Annotated in this window: 20 protein-coding genes; all 20 read right to left on the minus strand. The window is 49.9% G+C overall.

Going from position 1 to position 20,698, the window contains the following annotated elements; all coding sequences use genetic code 11:
• Nucleotides 1-5: 5 nt before the first annotated feature.
• The 20 genes from AB8599_RS11470 to fliH all read right to left on the minus strand — a co-directional run bounded on the left by AB8599_RS11470 (nt 6) and on the right by fliH (nt 20,614).
• Nucleotides 6-1,154 (minus strand): chemotaxis response regulator protein-glutamate methylesterase, encoded by a 1,149-nt coding sequence (locus tag AB8599_RS11470; protein WP_407331054.1) that lies wholly within the window; start codon nt 1,152-1,154, stop codon nt 6-8.
• 17 nt (nt 1,155-1,171) lie between these two features.
• Nucleotides 1,172-3,316 carry a chemotaxis protein CheA gene (locus AB8599_RS11475; RefSeq protein ID WP_407331056.1) on the minus strand — a complete coding sequence of 715 codons (2,145 nt, stop codon included), beginning with the start codon at nt 3,314-3,316 and terminating at the stop codon, nt 1,172-1,174.
• A gap of 8 nt (nt 3,317-3,324) precedes the next feature.
• The gene (locus AB8599_RS11480) at nt 3,325-4,056 is read right to left on the minus strand and encodes a protein phosphatase CheZ (protein ID WP_407331057.1); all 732 of its coding nucleotides are present in this window, start codon (nt 4,054-4,056) and stop codon (nt 3,325-3,327) included.
• A 35-nt stretch (nt 4,057-4,091) separates the two neighbouring features.
• Nucleotides 4,092-4,460 carry a chemotaxis response regulator CheY gene (gene cheY / locus AB8599_RS11485; protein WP_016960147.1) on the minus strand — a complete coding sequence of 123 codons (369 nt, stop codon included), beginning with the start codon at nt 4,458-4,460 and terminating at the stop codon, nt 4,092-4,094.
• 49 nt (nt 4,461-4,509) lie between these two features.
• Nucleotides 4,510-5,232, minus strand: coding sequence for an RNA polymerase sigma factor FliA (locus tag AB8599_RS11490; RefSeq protein WP_407331058.1), 723 nt, complete (start codon nt 5,230-5,232; stop codon nt 4,510-4,512).
• The gene (locus AB8599_RS11495; protein WP_407331059.1) at nt 5,225-6,112 is read right to left on the minus strand and encodes a MinD/ParA family protein; all 888 of its coding nucleotides are present in this window, start codon (nt 6,110-6,112) and stop codon (nt 5,225-5,227) included. Before AB8599_RS11495 ends, AB8599_RS11490 begins: the two co-directional genes overlap by 8 nt.
• On the minus strand, nt 6,105-7,763 hold the full coding sequence (gene flhF, locus AB8599_RS11500; protein ID WP_407331060.1) for a flagellar biosynthesis protein FlhF: 1,659 nt from the start codon (nt 7,761-7,763) through the stop codon (nt 6,105-6,107). The genes AB8599_RS11495 and flhF overlap by 8 nt, the downstream gene beginning before the upstream one ends.
• A gap of 31 nt (nt 7,764-7,794) precedes the next feature.
• Nucleotides 7,795-9,897: a flagellar biosynthesis protein FlhA gene (gene flhA, locus AB8599_RS11505; protein ID WP_407331061.1), complete on the minus strand. Its 2,103-nt coding sequence runs from the start codon at nt 9,895-9,897 to the stop codon at nt 7,795-7,797.
• A 113-nt stretch (nt 9,898-10,010) separates the two neighbouring features.
• On the minus strand, nt 10,011-11,144 hold the full coding sequence (flhB, locus tag AB8599_RS11510) for a flagellar biosynthesis protein FlhB (protein WP_407331062.1): 1,134 nt from the start codon (nt 11,142-11,144) through the stop codon (nt 10,011-10,013).
• Nucleotides 11,144-11,941 (minus strand): flagellar biosynthetic protein FliR, encoded by a 798-nt coding sequence (gene fliR / locus AB8599_RS11515; RefSeq protein ID WP_407331063.1) that lies wholly within the window; start codon nt 11,939-11,941, stop codon nt 11,144-11,146. Before fliR ends, flhB begins: the two co-directional genes overlap by 1 nt.
• 13 nt (nt 11,942-11,954) lie before the next feature.
• A complete protein-coding gene (fliQ, locus tag AB8599_RS11520; RefSeq protein WP_407331064.1) occupies nt 11,955-12,224 on the minus strand; it encodes a flagellar biosynthesis protein FliQ in 270 nt (89 codons plus the stop codon).
• Nucleotides 12,225-12,233: 9 nt separating this feature from the next.
• Nucleotides 12,234-13,070 carry a flagellar type III secretion system pore protein FliP gene (gene fliP / locus AB8599_RS11525; RefSeq protein ID WP_407333216.1) on the minus strand — a complete coding sequence of 279 codons (837 nt, stop codon included), beginning with the start codon at nt 13,068-13,070 and terminating at the stop codon, nt 12,234-12,236.
• Nucleotides 13,060-13,449 carry a flagellar biosynthetic protein FliO gene (gene fliO / locus AB8599_RS11530; RefSeq protein WP_407331065.1) on the minus strand — a complete coding sequence of 130 codons (390 nt, stop codon included), beginning with the start codon at nt 13,447-13,449 and terminating at the stop codon, nt 13,060-13,062. Before fliO ends, fliP begins: the two co-directional genes overlap by 11 nt.
• A gap of 193 nt (nt 13,450-13,642) precedes the next feature.
• Entirely contained in the window at nt 13,643-14,032 is a 390-nt protein-coding gene (gene fliN, locus AB8599_RS11535) for a flagellar motor switch protein FliN (protein ID WP_016960137.1), read from the minus strand.
• A 29-nt stretch (nt 14,033-14,061) separates the two neighbouring features.
• The gene (gene fliM, locus AB8599_RS11540; protein ID WP_407331066.1) at nt 14,062-15,126 is read right to left on the minus strand and encodes a flagellar motor switch protein FliM; all 1,065 of its coding nucleotides are present in this window, start codon (nt 15,124-15,126) and stop codon (nt 14,062-14,064) included.
• A gap of 7 nt (nt 15,127-15,133) precedes the next feature.
• Nucleotides 15,134-15,640 carry a flagellar basal body-associated protein FliL gene (gene fliL, locus AB8599_RS11545; RefSeq protein ID WP_407331067.1) on the minus strand — a complete coding sequence of 169 codons (507 nt, stop codon included), beginning with the start codon at nt 15,638-15,640 and terminating at the stop codon, nt 15,134-15,136.
• Nucleotides 15,641-15,705: 65 nt separating this feature from the next.
• Entirely contained in the window at nt 15,706-17,685 is a 1,980-nt protein-coding gene (locus tag AB8599_RS11550; RefSeq protein WP_407331068.1) for a flagellar hook-length control protein FliK, read from the minus strand.
• Nucleotides 17,686-17,777: 92 nt separating this feature from the next.
• Nucleotides 17,778-18,224, minus strand: a complete 447-nt coding sequence (fliJ, locus tag AB8599_RS11555) for a flagellar export protein FliJ (protein ID WP_407331069.1) — start codon at nt 18,222-18,224, stop codon at nt 17,778-17,780.
• Nucleotides 18,225-18,231: 7 nt separating this feature from the next.
• The gene (gene fliI, locus AB8599_RS11560) at nt 18,232-19,548 is read right to left on the minus strand and encodes a flagellar protein export ATPase FliI (RefSeq protein WP_407331070.1); all 1,317 of its coding nucleotides are present in this window, start codon (nt 19,546-19,548) and stop codon (nt 18,232-18,234) included.
• A complete protein-coding gene (fliH, locus tag AB8599_RS11565) occupies nt 19,532-20,614 on the minus strand; it encodes a flagellar assembly protein FliH (RefSeq protein ID WP_407331071.1) in 1,083 nt (360 codons plus the stop codon). Before fliH ends, fliI begins: the two co-directional genes overlap by 17 nt.
• Nucleotides 20,615-20,698 lie beyond the last annotated feature (84 nt).

Genomic DNA, 20,698 nt, shown 5'->3' on the forward strand with positions numbered 1-20,698 from the left:
GCTCCTTAAGACAGATTGAGCTCGACGAGGATGCGCTCTGCAATGCGATCAAGTGGCAGATCTTCCGTAGAAATCCCTGCTTTGGCCACTGCTTGCGGCATGCCATAGACAACACAGCTGTCCTCATCTTGTGCCCAAACGGTTGAACCTTGTTGTTTCAGCATTCTAGCACCGTCACGACCATCAGCCCCCATCCCGGTGAGGATCATAGACAGCACTTTGTCGCCATAGACGTTTGCAGCTGAACCGAATGTCACATCAACACACGGTTTGTAGTTCATACGATCGCCACCGTCGATAATTTTGACACGCGTTGAACCTGGGCGTCCATCAATCATCATCTGCATGCCACCGGGAGCCAGATAAGCAGTTCCCGCTTTCAATGGCTCACCATCTTCTGCTTCTTTCACAGCAATCTTACACAAGCCATTTAAGCGCTGAGCAAAGGCGGCAGTGAAGGTGGAAGGCATATGCTGAATCAACAAAATCGGCATCGGGTAGTTGGCAGGTAACGCACTGAGCACTTTTTGCAGTGCAACCGGGCCACCTGTCGACGTACCAATTGCAGTCAATTGATAACGCTTACCACTGGCTTTGAAACGACCTGTGGCTGAGGCTGTTCGCGCGATCGGGACAGCTGTAGGCGTTGGCGCACTGCCCGCTAATGGTCTCACCGGTGTACGTCCAGGTATTGCACTGGACGTTGAGGTTGCCATAGCAGGTGAAGGCGTCGCCGCTGGACGACGCATGAACGAACGCTTACGCGCAATTTCGTTCACACGTTGCTGCAACAAGCCGACTGCTTCATCACGATTGCGCGCGATGTCTTCGAATTTCTTCGGCAGGAAGTCAAGTGCGCCAGCATCCAACGCATCTAGCGTTGCTTTTGCGCCGTCATGTGTCAGTGAGGAGAACATCAAAATGGGTGTTGGATTGGTCCGCATGATCTCTCGAACCGCAGTAATACCATCCATAACTGGCATTTCGATGTCCATCGTAATGACATCGGGTTTCAGCTTAGCTGCTTTTTCTACTGCCTCTTTACCATTGACTGCACAGTCAATCACTTCAAGGCGAGGATCCCCGTTGATAATTTCACTCACTCGGCGGCGGAAAAAGCTCGAGTCATCCACCACCAGTACTTTCACTGCCATGTTATTCCTTCAAATTATTATCGACCAGCGTAGCGCTTGAGCAGATTAGGAACATCAAGAATCAATGCTATGTGTCCATCACTGGTGATGGTTGCACCCGCCATACCTGGCGTTCCTTGCAACAATTCATCCAGCGGTTTGATGACCACTTCTTCCTGTCCAATCAACGAATCCACCACAAACGCAACAGGCTGATGGCCCATCTGAACCACCACGACATGTCCGCTGTCTCTCACTGTCGCCCTTGTCTTACACAACCAATCTTGGAGGTAGAACAAAGGAATGGCTTTTTCACGAACAATAATGGTCAATTGGCCGTCAATCGTATTGGTTTTCGACAAATCCAAGCCAATGATTTCATTAACATTAGAGAGAGGAAACGCAAACGGATTGTTACCAATGCCGACCATCAATGTTGGCAAGATCGCCAGCGTGAGGGGCACTTTGATCGAGATAACAGTGCCGCGACCAAGCGCCGAGTCGATAGAAATCGTCCCGTTAAGCTGGGTGATAGCAGTTTTCACCACGTCCATGCCCACACCACGACCGGAGATGTCTGAAATCTCGGTTTTGGTTGAGAAGCCTGGCGCGAAAATCAGGTTGAAAGCTTCGGTGTCCGTCAAACGCGCTGCCGCGTCAGCGTCCATCACGCCACGATTAACCGCAATGCCACGAAGTTTTTCTGCATCCATACCGCCACCATCATCTTCAATGGTAAGCAGGATATGATCACCTTCTTGAGATGCAGCCAGCGTCACAGTGCCTACGCGAGGTTTACCGTTTTGCTCGCGAACGTCGGGCATTTCAATCCCGTGGTCAACCGAGTTACGCACCAAGTGGACCATTGGGTCGGCCAGTGCCTCAACCAAGTTTTTATCAAGATCAGTTTCTTCACCGCGCATTTCCAGCACGATGTCTTTTTTGAGCGTACGTGCCAAATCGCGAACAACGCGAGGGAAACGGCCAAACACCTTTTTGATGGGTTGCATGCGGGTTTGCATCACTGCACCCTGCAAATCAGCCGTCACAACGTCGAGGTTCGTAACCGCCTTCGCCATGTGCTCATCTTCGCTGTTTGCGCCTAAGCTCACCAAGCGGTTACGTACAAGTACCAGCTCACCCACCATGTTCATGATGGTATCGAGCGTAGACGTGTTAACACGTACTGTTTGTTCTGGCTGAGGAACCGGTGTTTTTTTCTCTTCCACCTTCGCAGGTGGTTTCGCTACTGCTGCCGGAGGCTTTGCTGCTGGTGCTTCTGCTTTTGGTGCGGGAGCAGGCGCTGGCGCAGGTTCTGCTTTTGGCGCTGCAGCCGGTGCAGGCGCTGCATTTTCGATAGGGCTTTTGCCCTTACCATGCAAGTCGTCTAACAGCCTTTCAAATTCGTCATCCGTGATTTCATCACCGCTTGGGCTTTCTACTGCCGCATTTTGTGGCGGCGGAGAGGCTTGTGCAGTGTTATCAAGGGCTGGGCCTTTACCAGAACCGTGTAGGTCATCCAATAATTTATCGAATTCATCATCGGTCATATCGCCACTGTCGGACGGGGCCGAAGGAGCGACGGGATCTGAACCACCCGCTGTTGGTGATTGACCTTTACCATGAAGCTGATCGAGTAGACGATCAAATTCATCATCGGTAATTTCGTCAACAGAATCACCAGCAATCGCATCACCACTGTCTGTTGGCATTTCAGTGACAACTTCAGGTTCTGGCTCTGGTTCTGGCTCTGGCTCTGGTGCAACAGCTTCAGGCTCTGCTTCGTCTTCAGATGCCGGTCTGCTGTATTTGTGCAATGCTGCCAACAACTCCGGATTTGCCGCTGGTGCAGGCTCGCTTTGCTGAACACAGGCAAACTGCTCATTCACGGTATCGAGTGCTTGAAGGATGATATCCATCACTTCTGCATTTATTTCGCGGCCGCCATTACGGAGGTTATCAAAGATGTTTTCGGCACCGTGACAGGTGTCGACCAGCTCTGTGAGTGACAAAAAGCCTGCGCCACCTTTAACCGTGTGAAACCCTCGGAAAATTGCGTTCAACAAATTACGGTCTTCTGGCGTTTTTTCCAGATCCACAAGCTGTTCAGACAATAGTTCCAGAATTTCCCCTGCTTCGATCAAAAAGTCCTGCAGGATTTCTTCATCCATTTCAAAGCTCATAACGCCCCCTAAAAGCCAAGGCTAGAAAGTAAATCATCCACATCATCCTGACTCTGCATCACATTTTTCTCTTGACGCTGTTCCTCAGTGACGACGGGACCTTCAGCCTCGATGCCAGTTTGTTGTACTGTTTCTGGTTCTAATTCTTCCTGCTCACCATCCAACCCGAATGCAGTCAGGATTTCGACCAGTTGTTTTTCAACTTCTTGAACCAAATCGATAACACGACGGATAACCTGACCTGTAAGGTCTTGGAAATCTTGCGCCATCAGGATCTCGGTGAGTTGACCATGTAACTTGGTGGTATCACCTTCAACCTGCGTCAACAAACCATCTATCTGATGACACAACTGCTTGAAGTTCTCAAGGTCAATGCGCCCCCCCATAAGATTGTTCCACTGCGGTCTAACCTGAGCGAGGCAATCTTGGAGGTTATCAGCGATAGGTAACGTCGCCTCTACTGCGTCCATGGTTCGATTGGCAGCAATTTCCGTTTTTTCCATAACAAAATTAAGGCGATCTCTTGCATCAGGGATTTCGCTATTAGCGAGATCATTGATACGGGGATCCAAACGAAAATTTGAGAGCGAATCGTGCAGCTGCCTGGTCAGTTTCCCAACCTCATTGAAAAGAGGATTGCGCGTGTCGCCGGACAATTTGACCAACAACTCATTTGCGCTTTCCTGATTTCCGTCTTCAAGCAGACTGACCAATTCTTTAGCTTGGTCGAGTGTTATCATTTTTTTTATTATCCTTCACTGCGCGAAGAAGCAAATCACATGCGTTCGAAAATCTTATCCAGCTTCTCTTTCAGGGTTGCTGCAGTAAATGGTTTAACGATATAACCATTTACACCCGCCTGAGCCGCTTCTACGATTTGTTCACGCTTGGCTTCTGCCGTGATCATCAATACCGGCAGATGCTTGAGATCAGCATCGGCACGAATATTTTTGAGCAGATCAATGCCCTGCATACCCGGCATGTTCCAGTCAGTGACGACAAATTCAATACCACCCTTCTTGAGAATAGGCAGTGCTGTTAAGCCGTCATCTGCTTCAACGGTGTTGTTGAAACCCAGATCACGAAGGAGGTTTTTAACGATACGTCGCATTGTTGAGAAGTCATCAACAATGAGGATTTTCATATTTGTGTCCAAAGTTGCCTCCGGTGAGGTCCCTTATAATTATAAAAACTTACTTTGACCAAGCAGTAAGCTTGGTCCGTAACCGCTGCATTGCCTGATTTTGAATCTGGCAAACTCGGGATTCGCTGACCCCGATAATGGCACCAATCTCCTTGAGGTTAAGTTCCTCGTCGTAATAGAGAGAGAGTACCAAAGCTTCTCTTTCAGGGAGTCCTTTGATGGCTTTGGCTAGGTGCGCCTTAAAGCTATCTTCAGCGACTTCCTCAAAGGGAAGATTCTCTTCACGATGACTTTCTGTCACGAAAGCATCTTCTGAAACGCCCAGATCTTCGATGCCAATGAGTCGGCCGGCATTGATGTCATTCTGAATCTGGTAATACTGGTCGAGGCTCATACCCAGACGTTTCGCAATTTCTTTGTCGCTAGGATCTCGGCCTAACTCGCCTTCCAGTTGCGAAATCACTTCGCTGATCTGGCGGTTATTTCTATGTACAGAGCGCGGAACCCAGTCACCTTTTCGAATGTCATCTAACATGGCACCGCGAATTCGGATCCCGGCATAGGTTTCAAAACTTGCACCTTTCGAGGCGTCATAGTTTTGTTGCGCCTCTAACAAGCCAATCATGCCCGCCTGAATCAAATCATCAACCTGCACATTCGGGGGCAAACGTGACACAAGATGATGAGCAATACGCTTTACCAGCGTGGAATATTGCTCAAACACTGTCTCCGTTGAGGCACCTGTCCTGCTGTAGGTGAGCGCTCTATTCACCGAGGTAGTCCCCAGCGGCTTCATCACGCACAAGCAAGCGCTCTACAAAAAACTCCAGGTGTCCACCTGGGTTTCGAGGTACTGGCCAGGTCAGCGCTTTGTTCGCCAGCGCGTTCAAAGCCAAGGCTGCAGGCGATTGAGGAAACGCATCAACGACCACTTTTTGCTTCTTCACTGACTGACGCACCCGCTCATCTAATGGAACACATGCTACTAATTCTAGATTAGCATTCAAAAATCTTTCTGTTACACGCGTTAATTTTGTAAATAAATCGCGACCTTCTCGATAACTGCGCACCATATTGGCGACAATTTTGAAGCGGGTAACGCCGTGTTCACGGCTTAGCAGCTTGATCAACGCATAGGCATCGGTAATGGAAGTAGGCTCATCACATACGACAATTAACACGTCTTGAGCCGCACGAGAGAAGCTCAAAACCATGTCTGAGATGCCCGCTGCTGTATCGACAAGCAGCACATCGACTTCTTCGTCCAAGGTACCAAACGCACGAATGAGGCCTGCGTGTTGTGCGGTCGAAAGCTCTGTCATGCCACGCATTCCTGATGAAGCAGGAATGATCTTTAAGCCATGAGGGCCTTCTACAATAATGTCTTTAAGGTCACAGACACCTTGCATTACGTGGCTAAGGTTTTTACCAACACGTATACCCAAAAGCACATCAATATTCGCCAAACCCAAGTCGGCATCCAGCACCATGACTTTTTTACCTTGCTTCGCCATGGCCATGCCGATACCCAAGGTAATATTTGTTTTTCCTACGCCACCCTTGCCACCGGTTACAGTGATCACTTTGGTGCGAGTCGGGTTTGTCAGACGGCGGAGGCCGCTTGCTTGATCTTGCATGGTTGTCTCAATCATAAAAGTCCGCCGCATTCGACTCTGGTACATCATGACTCCAGAAATGGTTTTGCTGCTCTGAATCTTGATCCATCAGTTCACTAGCCCTGTTAACCAGATATCTTCCACTGGCGTGACGAATGTCTTCTGGCACTCGTTGCCCATCAGCCAAGTAGGTTACTGGAAGCGCGTTTTCTATGGTTACGCTCAGTAACTCTCCTAAACTTAGAGATTCATCCAATTTCGTTAACACACACCCTGAAAGGGGAATGCGTCGAAAATGATCAATAGTCTCTTGTAACACGCGACGTTGTGAGGTGGCGGGTAACACAAGTAGGCTTCGGATATGTGAACCACTGCTTTGAATCAGCGTATCAAGTTGTTCTGATAGCCTCAGATCGCGCTGGCCCATGCCCGCGGTATCCAGCAGTATCAGTCGACGGTGACGTAACTGATACAGAATATCGGCCAGTGTGTCTGCATCTTTAGCAACTTTTACCGGACAACCTAAAATTCTTCCATAAGTCGCCAATTGCTCGTGCGCGCCGATACGAAATGTATCTGTTGTCACCAGTGCTATCTCTTCTGGGCCGAAGTCCATTGCCGCCCGCGCCGCAAGTTTCGCGATGGTGGTGGTTTTCCCTACGCCAGTCGGCCCTAAAAGGGCAATAACGCCACCGGTTTCCAATAAGTTCTCGCTTGAAGTAATCACCTGATCTGCCACAAGTTCTAGCAATTCGGACCATGCTTCATTAGGGGCGGTATCTTCCGGAATATATCCAGCCAATTGGTCAGCCAACACCGGAGAGATCCCCATTTTTTCCAAGCGTTTGATTAACATGGCGCGAAGTGGTTCTTTACGCTCAACTTCTTGCCACATTAGACCTGATAGTTGGTGTTCCAGCAGGCTGCGAATCGTTGCCATTTCTTTACGCATCGCTTCCATTTCATCAGGTTGGCGAGGCGCTGGCTTTCGTAATTCTTTGCGTGTGTCGTCAAGACGATTTTCCTGACGCATTGCGCTTCTTGGGTCTCGGCGCTCTAAGTCGTCACGTTTTTGACGATAAAGGCGGTCCAATTCCTGACCTTTGGCTTGCTGGTTGCTACGCGTCGCGGTTGAACCGTAACCTTGACCAGCAGCATGATGACTTTTTGCATGACCATTTTGTGCAGTGTTGTTGCTCGGCGTGCTGTTCGGTCGACGAAGCGATTGCTTCGCCGCACCATAGGCTGCTTCCGTTTCACGACGACGTACGTCATTTTGACGGGCAAGTAGTGCACTGAGTGAATCAACTTCTTGTTCGGGCTCTTCAACACGCTCGCTGCCTGGCAGTTGCGACTGATAGCGATCAAGCAAGCTTGAGAACTTGCTACCCAGCGCGCCACCAAGGGGCTTTTTGGCCGCTTCTTTGTTGATATCACGACGCAGATGAACTTTGTCATCAGCCACTCGACGCGGCTGTTGTGCGCGATCCATACTCTGCGCCATTTGTGTTTTCGCGGCTTCTTTGCGCTCGTCACGAGTTGGCGTTTCAGTATCAACGGCCGCCACGATTTCGACACCGCCGGTCACTTTCTTGTTCGACATGATGACCGCATCCGCGCCAAGTGCTTCTTTCACTTCGGCTAATGCAGTACGCATGTCTTTGGCAAAAAATCGTTTAATCTTCAAAATCGTTGTCCTGATTTACTGATGCTCGGCATCAGTTGCCAACCGCTCTTACAATTCTTATTTGTTTTTCGTCTGGCACTTCCTGATATGACAGGACACGCAATGACGGAATCGTGTTCTTAACAAACTTGGCCAAGGTAGAGCGAAGAACCCCTGAGGTTAACAATACAGCGGGTTCACCCTGAAGCTCTTGCTGCTGTGTTGCTTCGGACAAGCTTTGCTGTAGTCGCTCTGCAAGCCCTGGTTCTATACCTGTGGACTCGCCACCTGATGCCTGCATAGTTTTATGCAATATCTGTTCCAATTCAGGAACCAGCGTAATGACGGGTAATTCGGGTTCTATACCATTGATTTCTTGTACGATTAATCGCTTGAGCGAAATACGCACCGCGGCCGTCAAAATGTCAGGATCTTGACTCTTCGGCGCATACTCTGAAAGTGTCTGTATGATAGTTCTCACATCACGAATAGGGATGGCTTCGTTAAGCAGGTTCTGCATCACTTTCACCACCGCACCTAGCGAGACAAGATCGGGGATCAAGCCTTCAACCAAGCGTGGGGCTTGCTTCGCCAGCATGTCGATTAAATTCTGTGCTTCTTCATGGCCCAACAAACGCTCGGCATTGTTAGTCAACATCTGGCTTAAGTGGGTTGCTAGCACCGTGGCAGAATCGACAACGGTGTACCCCAGCGCTTGCGCATGCTCGCGCTGAGATTTATCAATCCAAACCGCTTCAAGGTTGAATGCAGGGTCGACGGTGGGCTCACCATCTATGGGGCCAAACACCTGTCCGGGGTTAATCGCCAATTCTTTGTCTGGGCGAATATCCGCTTCACCAACCGCGACGCCCATCAAGGTTATGCGGTAGCTGTTTGGTGGCAGCTCAAGGTTATCGCGAATGTGCACGGGCGGAATCAGGAAACCAAAGTCTTGTGATAGTTTTTTACGCACGCCTTTCACACGGTCAAGCAGCTCACCACCTTGGTCGCGGTCAACCATTGGAATTAAGCGATAGCCCACTTCCAAGCCAATCACGTCAACGGGTTGTACATCATCCCAAGACAGTTCTTTCGGCTTCGGTTTGACCAAATCTTGCTTTGGTTTTTCCTCTGCTACTTTCTTGGCATTCTCTTGCTGTTTGATTTTCCAGTATGCAAAACCACCACAAATGAGTGCCAACGTTAGGAAAGGAAAATGAGGCATACCCGGCACGACACCCATAACCACCAGAATACCCGTTGCGATGATCAACGCTTTCGGGTTATCAACAAGTTGGAAAACAACCTGCTGCCCCATGTCTTCGTCAGTGTTTTGGCGCGTCACCATGATGGCAGCGCCAATAGAGAGCAGTAGCGACGGTATTTGTGCGACCAGGCCATCACCAATGGTCAGCAAGGTATAGATTTCAATCGCATCCGAGAAACTCACACCATGCTGCACCATACCAATCGACAAACCGCCGATGATATTGATCGCCAGAATCAAAATACCCGCAATGGCATCGCCTTTTACGAATTTTGATGCACCGTCCATTGAACCGTAGAAGTCTGCTTCCTTGGTGACTTCAAAACGACGCGTGCGAGCTTGGTCTTGGTTGATTAATCCGGCATTCAAATCGGCATCAATTGCCATTTGTTTACCTGGTAATGCATCCAAGGTGAAACGGGCGCTCACTTCTGAAATACGGCCCGCACCCTTGGTCACAACCATGAAGTTGATGATCATCAAAATCAGGAAGACCACCAGACCAACCGCATAGTTACCGCCAATCACCACAGAACCAAAAGCGTCAATAACCTGACCTGCAGCACCGGGCCCTTCATGGCCGTGCAGCAATACCACACGCGTTGAGGCAACGTTCAGCGCCAAGCGAAGTAAGGTTGCTATGAGAAGAACGGTTGGGAAGGCCGCGAAATCGAGAGGTCGGCGAGTATAAATGGTGACCAAAAGGACGACAAGCGACAGCGCGATGTTGAATGAGAAGAACATATCGAGCAAGAGAGCAGGGACAGGCAGTATCACCATCGCCAGCGCCGCAAGCACCAAAATAGGTGCGCCGACCGCAGGCATTACACCAAGCTTGAATGGGAGTTTTTCTTGGACCTTGTCGTAGAACGGCAAAGAGAGCTTCATGGGTCGTCGGTCGTCTCGAGATAAATCACTAGTTGCTATCTAGCAAAAAACGAACCATGTTTTTTTGGCTTTTATTTCAACAAAATGGCACTAACTGTGTATTTTCCCGCCAATTAGCGCCGTAATTCTGTCGGTATCGGAAGCTGTTGGTTCGCCAACGATGTCGGCTTACGCCCACGCCCTTTTTGATACTGTTTAAGCTGGAACACATAAGCCAGCAATTGTGCCACTGCCGCAAACAGCCCATCGGGGATTTGCTGCTCCAGTTCTGTGCTGTAATACACGGCACGCGCTAATGGCGGAGCGGGAACAATGCTGATGTCATGCTCTGCAGCTATCTCTCGAATTTTGATTGCCATAAAGTCCGAGCCTTTAGCAACCACGATAGGAGCGCGGTCTATTTTGCTGTCGTAGCGAAGGGCAACGGAATAGTGCTCGGGGTTGGTGATCACCACGTCAGCAGAAGGCACTTCAGCCATCATACGGCGTTGAGCCATTTCACGCTGGAGCATTCGAATACGCCCTTTTACTTCAGGTTTACCTTCCGTATCTTTGTATTCGTCTTTGATTTCTTGCTTGGTCATTTTTAGCTGATCATTGTGCTGCCAAATCTGGAACGGCACATCAATCGCGACCACTACCAGCAAAGAGCAACAGATCAGCAGGACAAAATTGAGCAAGATATCGAGCGCGTGATACAGGTTAGTAGGAAACATTTCGACATTTAGCTGATAGAAGTCACCAATACTCGACCACATCAGATAAAAGGCCACCCCTGCCACCAGCGCGACTTTCAAAATCGATTTGAGCAGCTCCACCATACTCTGCATGCCAAACATGCGTTTTATCCCCTGCAGTGGGCTCATTTTGGAGAGCTTAGGTCTTGCTGCTTCCCAAGAGAACGACACCCCACCCAGCGCTGATGCGCCAAATAGCCCCGCGACAAACAGCATCAACAACACTGTCGTCAGTGGCCAAGCAATGTGAAAAATCGCCCCGTAGGTAATCAACCCTAAGGTGGTGACATCGAATATCTCTTCCCGTGAGAGCGTGAAAAGCTTGCGCATGGTTTCCATCAGCGCTTCACCCACACTTTCGCCAAACCACATTAAAGCGATAGCGCCAATCACCAATACCGCGACGGATGCCAGTTCTCTTGAGCGCGGTACTTGACCTTTCTCCCGCGCCTGCTCTCGCCTTCGGGGCGTGGCGTCTTCTGTGCGTTCTTGGCCTTCGTTTTCTGCCATTAGGCACCTCCGCTCACGTTACAGTCGAGACGAATCAAGTCACAGATGGCATTCACACCTGTATCCCAGTGGTTCAGATAATGCGGTAAGATCCCGCTGAGCAAATACATGCAAATCATCAAACCAACCAGCAAGGCAAAGGAAAAGCCGAGCGAGAAAATGTTTAACTGAGGCGCGGCACGGGTCATCACACCAAAGGAAATGTTGACCGTCAGCAGGGCAATAATGCCCGCCAGCGCCATGCCCAATGCCACACTGAACATGATGCCAAACCAATCAGCCAACGCGCGATAATCGGCAGACTGCAGCGTTTCACCAATCGGCAAGCTTTTGAAACTCAGTACCACCAGTTTGAGCATTTGCAAATGCCCATCGGTAGAAAGAAACAGCATGGTCGCGATAAACAAATAGAACTGACCAAGCAACGGTGTGTTTTGACCATTGGCGGGGTCAACCATTGAAGCGAAGCCTAGGCTCGACTGCATACCGATTATCTGACCGAGCAACACAAAGGTTTGCATCACGTACTGGGTGATCGTGCCCATCGCAATGCCGATCAGCAACTGCTGCGCTAACACCAAGAAGCCGCCAAAGGACACCAACTCGACGGTTTCGGGAATACGCGGTATGGCAGGCATCACAGCAAAGGTAATGGCGAGAGACAGATACAAACGCACCCGCACAGGGACGAAACGTGCCCCGAAAAACGTCATGGTCATCATCATGGCGGAGATGCGTGTCAGCGGCCAAAAAAATTGGGCCATCCACTCAAGAATTATGTGCGCGGGATATTCCATGCCGAGTGCTCAGTCAATACAGCAGCGTGGGGATTTCTTCCACCAAACGGATGAAATATTCCATGAGCATTCTCGTCATCCAATGTCCAAAGAACATCAAGGCAACCAGTGTCGCAATCAAACGCGGCAGGAAACTCAGTGTTTGTTCATTGATCGATGTTGCCGCTTGGAAAACAGCCACGATCAAGCCGACGATAAGACCCGGAATAATAATGGCGCAAACCATAATAAGGATGAGATACAGAGCATCTTGAAACAGCTCGACAAACGCTTCTGGTGCCATAGCGAACTCCTACCCAAAACTGCCGGCTAATGTGGACAAAATGAGGTTCCACCCATCCACCAGCACAAACAGCATGAGCTTAAATGGCAAGGAGACAATCATGGGTGACAACATCATCATACCCATGGCCATCAGTACAGACGCCACCACGAGATCGATAATCAAAAAGGGAAGAAACAACATGAATCCAATCTGGAAGGCGGTTTTCAACTCAGAGGTGATAAACGCAGGGATCAGCACTGTCATCGGAACTTGTTCAGGCTCGGTCGCATCCGAACCAGACATGTTTACAAAGGTTTCCAAGTCTTTCACGCGCGTTTGCTTGAGCATGAACTCACGCAGCGGTATCTGAACACGGTCAAAGGCTTCGCGAGAACTGATTTCTTCGTTCAGATACGGTTGTACCGCGGTCACGTTCATGCGGTCGATAACCGGTGACATCACAAAAAAGGTGAGGAACATGGCAATGCCGATGATGACCTGATTCGACGGTGTTTGCTGCAAACCCATGGCCTGCCGCAGTATCGACATCACTACCACTATACGGGTAAACGATGTCATCAAAATCACGATGGCGGGAAGGAAACCTAGCGCTGTCATGAGCGCCAGAATTTGCAACGTCACCGAATAGTCTTCACCCCCATCAGGGTTGACCGTCATCGTCAGCGCCGGAATTCCACCACCGCCATTCGTCGCGCGCATCATTGAGGCTTCACCCGCCTCACTGATCAGCGTTTCAGCGACCGTTTCAGACGCGGGCGCAGGCTCTTCTTGTGCGAACGCCAGCGGTGTGACAAAAAAACAACAAAGCGCCAGAAAAATGGCACTGACAGATTTAAGACGCATCATTTTTTCTCAGGATCTGATTAAGTTGAGAAGAAAAAGACGGACCTTGCTCTGGTTCAGCAACAGGCGTATCCAAGGTTTTCAGTAATGTAATTTGATGCGGTGTGACACCCACCAAGACTTGCTCGCCGTTAACATCGATCACAAGGACACGCTCTTTTTGCCCAAGCGGCAGTTGGCTTATGACTTTCAGCCCTGACTTGGCGCCCATCAGCGAAGGGACTTGCATACGCTTAAGTACCCATGCCAATCCAAAAATCACACCGATCACCACCAGCAGAGCCACAAAGGTTGTCGCTAGGTTTTCACCAGTAGAGACAGCCGCAAACGCGCTCGGCGAAAACAGTAACCCGATTGTCGTGAGTCGTAGAAGTGCCATTATTTCTCTTCTTCATGTTAGTTTTTTGAGCAATTTACCTGTTTAAGCAAAATTCAGGCCGAAAAAAAGCACGCCAGCAGAGGCGTGCTTTTTTGATGCATCTTTTCTGGCATTCAGGGGCAATGCCAGTGCAATGACTTATCCGCTCGATGACCTATTCGTTTGAGACTTACACATCCGAAAGATCAGACAGTTAGCGCAGTTTCTTGATACGCTCAGTTTGGCTGATCACATCCGTTAATCGAATACCAAACTTATCATTGACCACAACCACTTCGCCATGGGCGATCAAGGTGCCGTTGACCAACACATCCAGCGATTCACCCGCTAGGCGATCTAACTCCACCACCGAACCTTGGTTCAATTGCAGTAAGTTGCGGATATTAATATTGGTGCGCCCCACTTCCATCGAAATGGTCACGGGAATATCGAGAATGGCATCTAGTTTACGGGCTTCATCGGCATTAATTGGGGGCGCTTCGTCCACCAACTCATCCAGTGGCGCCGTTTGAACGTCATCACCGCCTTCCACTTCTGCCTGCTCAGCAAGCGCTGCAGCCCAATCGTCTTCTACATCACTCATGATTATCTACCACATCGTGTTTGTCAGTGTTAGTCATCGTGCTTCAGTCTGTTATCATCAATGTGCTCTAGCCCAGGCACATCTTCTTCTTCCAACAGCACGATGTCGCTTTTCGCCACTTCAGGGCGTTTCAATTTCTCGCTAATCTTAATGGCGAGATTGTCGTTAGCTTGTCCCATTTTTCCGCGGAACGTCGGTAAATCTTCGACATAAACCGTGCAAGCGTCTGGCATTTTCACCGGAATCACATCCCCGACTTCCAGTTCCATCAGATCACGCAATGAAAGCTGGGTTTCTAGCAGTTTCGCTGTTAACTCAACTTCCACATCCATCACTTCGTCTTGCAACGCTTTTGACCAACGAAGGTCAGTATCCATCTTGTCGCTTTGGATACCCGCATCCAGTAATTCGCGGATTGGCTCCACCATGGAATAGGGCATCACGACGTGGAAATCACCACCACCGCCATCCAATTCAATGTGGAATGAGCTCACCACAATCACTTCTGTTGGGCTCACAATGTTCGCCATTGCGGGGTTCACTTCGGAGTCGAGATACTCAAACTCCACTTTCATCACGGGTGCCCATGCGTCTTTGTAGTCTTCAAATACCAGTTTTAACAGCATTTGAATGACACGACGCTCAGTTGGCGTGAACTCACGGCCTTCGATACGGGCGTGGAATCGACCATCACCACCGAAGAAGTTCTCCACCAAAATGAACACCAATCGCGCTTCCATGGTCACGAGCGACGTCCCTTTCAAAGGACGGAAGCGCACCATGTTCAAGCTCGTTGGGACAAACAGGGTGTTTTGGTATTCGCCAAATTTCACCATCTGAACGCCGTTAATCGACACTTCAGCAGTTTTACGCAGCATATTAAACAAGCTGATCCGCATATGTCGCGCGAAACGCTCGTTAATCAGCTCCAGCGTGGGCATGCGCCCACGAACAATGCGGTCTTGCGATGAGAAATCGAAATTGGAGGCGGAAGCAACATCGCCACCGCCACCCGATTCGGGCTCATCGTCTTCTGTATCGTCCACACCATGGAGGAGCGCATCAATTTCGTCTTGACTGAGTAGATCGGTCACATTGCACCTATTGCATTACAAAGCCAGTAAACAACACCCGCTCAACCACAGTTTTGCCGGTGACTTTTTCCATTGCAGCCTGAACGGTGTCGACTGCTTGTTTTCGGACTTCCACTTGTCCTTGCGGTGTACGCAGCTGTTCCACGGTTGCCGCCCCAAATGTCGTTAGGAGGCTGTGTTCAACCAGCGGTAAATTCTGCTTTGCCATTGTTTCATTTCTATCGCCACGCACCATCAACTGAACATTAACTTGCACCAGTCTCTGTTGCATATCTCCTGTCACGTTGAACACAAACGGTTGTGGCAAGGTGACATAAATGGCCTGTAAATTGACTGGTTCGGCTTCTTCAATCACGATATCTTCTTGTGCCGAACCGCTGTCGCCGCCCATAAGGAATAAGAAAGCACCCGCACCGCCGCCCAGTAACACCAACACGGCGACAATAATAATGATCAGCTTCTTTTTGCCGCCACCACCACCACCGCTGCCACCTTCTATATCTTCATCTGCCATGAATCACCTCAAGCTCTCGATTAATCCAATTTCACATTCAAAACACTCGCAGCATCAATGCTACATTAAGCATAATAGTCAACGCGATCCTTTGATGAGTTGACGTAGAGCTCATGGTTGATACTTGATCGATCGAGTTCTTGTTCGCTTTCCCCGCGGCCAAACCCTGAAGCGTCACTTTGTCCACCTTCTCCACCTTGGCCATTCCCTTGTTGGGATTGGCTTCCAGCAAAAGCCTGACGTCCACCTGTATCTTGCTGTTGTACGGAAGACTGTGAAAGTTGCAAACCTTGCTGCTGCATCATTTCACGAAGGCGTGGCATAGATTGTTCTACCAATTCTCGTGCTGCCTGGTTGGCAACGGTAAATTGTACCGATGCCTGATCTTGGTTCATTGACAATTTAATTTGCATCCGACCAAGTTCGGGCGGATCTAAGCGAATGTCCACATGTTTAAGGTTTTTCGACAGCATCACGTTGACACGCTCTGATAAGGCGTTCGCCGCATCGGCCTGATTTTGGCTCATCTGCAACGGACTTTGTGCAACCGTGGTGTCTAATCGCGCCGCCGTGGTCGAACTTTGATTACCAAAACTAGATGCTAACTGTTGTGCCAATTGCTCGGTTTTCACGTCAGTGCCGGGACGGGTCGCATCTGACAATGATTGTGCCGATGCAGCCTCTAACGCAGCACTGCTTGCATTCAGTTGCGGCTGAATATCACTTTGCATTGCCGCAGGTGTCCACGGAATCGCGGCAAATGCTGACATGGCAGTAGCTTGTGCAGCAGAAGGATTCACTGCCGCATGCACTGCCGTCGCTGTTTGAGTCATGTTTGCTTGTGCTTGTGTGGTTAAACCACGCGCCGTTAACTCATTCATTAAGGCACTTGGCTCACCATCGCCAGCCAGTGGTGAGCCCTGACCAGATTGCGCAGCCAAGGCTTGAGCGCGAAGCATCGCGTCTTGCTGACTTTTAGGCAGTGACTCAAACGCAACACCGGCTTTTGCCAACATTTCAGGGGTAATTTCACCGTCGATGCCAGCCTCTACCACTTGCGTCGCGGTACCGACAATCTGAGTCTGCATCAACGGAGATTGCACCTGCTTTACGCTTTCTGAAAGCAACGCAGCACGTTCCGCGTCCGACAGTGTGTCAACGCCTGCCGCTGCTAACAAAGCAGGATCTGTTGTCTCTGCTGACTCACTCATGGCGCCCAACCCTGCCGCCATGACCGCTTGTTGGTCATCGAGAATCGCGACGGATACACCATTTTCGGTGAGAGCTTTATCCGTCACGGCAGATTTCTCTGCATCTGACAGCATGGCTTTCGTCATCACAGGTTGTTCACTTTGAAAGCGCTTGTCTTGTTGAGCCAAGAGCGCGGCCTGTTGTTCATCAGAGAGATTATCGCTATTCGCCAACACAGCAGCTTGCTTGCTCAGCAGCGCGGGATCGACGGCAAGATTTGGATCGCTCTCAGACGGCAACCTTTTGCCTTCTGTCAGTTTCTCCGGCTTAGCAAGCGTAACCTCTGCGCCATCAACTGACACTTTGGTATCGTTTTGAAGCGCTTGGCTAGATTCATTTAAGCGCTGCAACAAGGCCTCACCGTCTTGCTTAGCAAGTTGCTGCAACGCAGGCTTATCACTTTCTGCACTTTTAACATTGAGTGCCAATGCCGCATCTTCACTGCTGGTGCTTGAACCGAGGGAGGACTTCCCTTCGCTAGCTGAAGCGTTTTCAGCGTCAGGAATGTCTCCCTCAAGCGCCAAGTTTTCGGCACCATCACCATCAACCGCCGTCATGGATTTTAGCAAGGCATCACTTATGGCTTCTTCGCTTGCTGCATCACCCTCAGTTAATGCAGCGTCACTGGCTAGCTCTGGTGTCGCTTCACCCTCACCAGAAACCAACTGGGCAAGTTGGGCGAAAAATCCTTCGCCCTCACTTTCAGTGACTTCGGGAGACAGAACGCCTTTGCCTTCGCCTAGGGCTGCATTATTGTTTGAAACGCCTGAGAGTAAGAAACTGGTTTGGCTCATAGTGATCCCGCTTCATAAACTTTGTCGTAAAGGGCAGTCTGTGTAGGCTGGCCATTTGTTAATGAGTTTGAAGCAATTATCAGGCCAAGTGGCTAGAAGCGGCTTTTCTGACGGGCAAAAGCGAGGGTCGCGAACTCATCCATCTGTTTTTGATCCAAACGCTCAGCCCGCATTTTTTCTTCGTTGCGGCGTTTTTCAATCAACCATTCGATGGAGCGCGTTTTCTGTCGGCATTGCTGCCAATGCTCACGGCAACGTTCAACATTATCTTCAAATTCGCTTGCCGCTTGGCGTTGTTTTGCCAGTGTCTCATCTAGCTGGACGATAAAACGATTGAGGTGACCATAGCTGCTTGCGCTTAGCCCTTGTTGCCCGCGATCTGACATCTGACGGAAATACTCAAGGCGATAATGCTCGATCTGTTCAACCTGGACATAGTAGCCCTGCAATTCTTGCTGAGCCGCGACCAATATCAAATGCGCTTGGTGCTCGGTGTCTTTCGCTTGATCAAGTAATAAATTCATGGCGTTAGAAGACATACATCACCTACTGCAGAGAAGATCGTAACATGTTCACGCACATGTCATAAGGCACGACATCTTTCATTCCTTGTTGCAGATAGCCATCCAGCCTTGGTTTCAATGTGAATGCCTGATCAATACCTTGATCAGTGCCCGGCTTGTACGCTCCAATGGAAACCAAATCCTGATTTTTCCGACAAACGGAGAGAATTTGCCGTACGGCTCGCGCCATCAGCATATGCTCATCGTTAACAATATTGGGCATAACACGACTCACTGAACGTTCAACGTCTATTGCCGGATAATGACCCGCATCGGCCATTTCACGAGACAGCACTATGTGACCATCCAAAATGGCACGCGCCGCATCGGCAATGGGGTCTTGTAAATCATCGCCTTCCGTTAACACGGTAAAAAATGCCGTGATAGAGCCTTGCCCTTCATCACCATTCCCCGCGCGCTCAACCAATGCGGGCAATTTAGCAAACACTGATGGCGGATAGCCTTTGGTGGCGGGTGGTTCACCGACTGACAGTGCGATCTCACGCTGCGCCTGCGCAAAACGGGTCAAGGAGTCCATTAGCAGTAACACATCTAACCCTTGATCACGGAAATATTCAGCGATAGTCAGTGCAGTTTGGCAGCCCTTTAAACGCATGAGTGGGGATGCATCCGCAGGGGCGGCAATCACGACAGAACGTGCACGCCCTTCAACGCCAAGGATTTCATCAATAAATTCTTTAACTTCTCGGCCACGTTCGCCAATCAAGCCAACCACGACAACTTGTGCCGTCGTGCCTCGGGTCATCATGCCCAACGTAACAGATTTACCTACACCAGAACCGGCAAACAAGCCGATACGCTGACCTTTACCCACGGTCAACAGACCGTTAATGGCTTTAATGCCTACGTCTAACGGCGTATCAATGGGTTTTCTGGCGAGCGGATTGATCGTTGCTGGCGTAAACGACGCAGTTTGTCCGGTAAAAATATCACCCAAACTGTCGAGCGGGTTACCAACACCATCAATGACACGCCCCAACAACTCAAAGCCTACAGGGATACCCTGCTCTTCTGACATCGGCGTGACACGCGCCCCCGGCATCACACCTGATATCTGTTCGCTCGGCATTAAATAGAGGGTGTCACCGGAAAAACCGACCACTTCTGCTTCAATGTTGCCATTGAGGGTCTCGACCTTACATAAACTGCCCACTGGCGCACGGCAACCAATGGCTTCAAGGGTTAGCCCGACAACACGCACCAATTTACCGGAGGCAACGGGTCGCATTGATAGGTTATCAAGGGTTAACGCATCGAGGTTTTCAGACAGGCTGGCCATCATCTTCTCCGGCGTCACCTGTGGGTACAGTGTTGTCTATCTTTTCTTTCGGCTCTTCTGATGCTTCTGATGTTTCTGATGCATCGGCTGAAGTGTCAGCAGCATCTAATGACGTCTCATTAAGTTCGGATTTATCGTGGCGTATTTGCTCTTCGCCATCTTGCTCAGTCACGTTATTTTGCTCAGACGCCAAGGCTTCGTCAGAGTCTGCAGACACGACTTTGTCCGCGCCGAGTATGACATCGGCGTGATCTTCTGGCGCAATGGGTTCACGAGAAACATTTTGTCCAACAAAACGCGCCAAAATTTGTTTGATGCGATCTTCAATGCGGTAGTCCACGACAGAATCCCCACACGCAACCTGAATATCGCCACGATTCAAAGCAGGCTCACTCATCAATCGCCACTCACGATCACGCAACGACGCTTCGCTGTGCGCAGCAGTCACCACATCCATATCGTCAGGGTGCAAGTAGATAGTGATTTGACGCCCAGCCATTGGCAACGCATTCACCGCTTCACGCAAAGTGTTAAGAATCATTTGGGGATTGGTCACGACTTCCGTTTGAATCACCGCTTTTGCAAGGTGCATAACCATATCAATGACTTGTTGCTGAACTTGATGATCAATCTGCACCAACGGAAAGGCCAGCTTTTCGAGCATGGCATCAAGGTGCTGACAACGTTCTTCGATCACTTGTTGCCCTTCAGTTAGCCCTTGCTGATACCCTTCTTCTTTGCCTTCCTCAAACCCTGCGGCTTTACCTTCTTCGAAGCCCGCTTCACGGCCTTCTTCAAATCCCGCGGCACGTCCCTCCTCCATGCCTTCTTCCACTGCAGATTGTCGGATATCTTCCAACGCATCGGCAGTGAGCATAGTGAGTTCGATTTCAGGTTCTTGGTCTTCGTCAGTAGGCTCTGGTGGTTCCCAACTTGGATCGTAGTTGAGCGCAGTCTCTTTCGGCGCTGCGGCAGCTTCCCCATAGCGAGGGATAGACCAACGCTCTAAGGCATCATCTTGCTCTTCAGTGGCACGAATATACCCACGCCGACGATCTAAGCCCATGTTTCACCTGTGGTTTTAACTTGCATCTCGACCTGCGAGCACCATACTTTCACCTGTTTAAACAGCGCTTCTATCTTAAGATAC

It is taken from the genome of Enterovibrio litoreus, assembly GCF_045679545.1.
Taxonomy (GTDB): Bacteria; Pseudomonadota; Gammaproteobacteria; order Enterobacterales; family Vibrionaceae; genus Enterovibrio.